This is a genomic window from Lacticaseibacillus manihotivorans DSM 13343 = JCM 12514 (assembly GCF_001435035.1).
Classification (GTDB): Bacteria; Bacillota; Bacilli; order Lactobacillales; family Lactobacillaceae; genus Lacticaseibacillus; species Lacticaseibacillus manihotivorans.
In genome coordinates this window covers 1-391 of record NZ_AZEU01000123.1, presented here as the reverse complement: position 1 = coordinate 391, position 391 = coordinate 1, and the positions used below count along the sequence as shown (strand labels likewise).

General features: G+C 46.5%; 1 protein-coding gene. It reads right to left on the bottom strand.

Annotated features, from left to right (window positions below; all coding sequences use genetic code 11):
* A partial coding sequence (locus tag FD01_RS06615) for a helix-turn-helix domain-containing protein (RefSeq protein WP_156647281.1) occupies window positions 1-368 on the bottom strand: 368 nt, incomplete at its 3' end.
* Window positions 369-391 lie beyond the last annotated feature (23 nt).

Genomic DNA, 391 nt, shown 5'->3' with positions numbered 1-391 from the left:
TGCTTGGTCACAGGAATAGCCTTCTTTCTCTTGGAGACCAAGCCTTGAGCGCCATTGCGCTCGTATGCCTTAACCCATTGCCAAACAGTACTAGGTGACGAAAGATCAAAGTGTAGGGCGGTTTCTGGGTAAGAAGCTTGGTGTTGTTTCATCCAGTGTAATACGCGGAGCTTGAACTCTCTAGTATATTCAGAATGAATAACACGGCTTTGCAACCCAAGAACACCAAAGCGCTCAAAGCGGTGAACCCAGAGAAGAACCGTTTCTGGCATTGCGATATGAAACTGTCTGGCAACCGTAGTGGAACCCAAACCGTTGAGATACGCCGCGACGGCATTTATACGAAGATCTAAATCAAACTTGACCATAAGAAAACCCCCAGATTTGGATT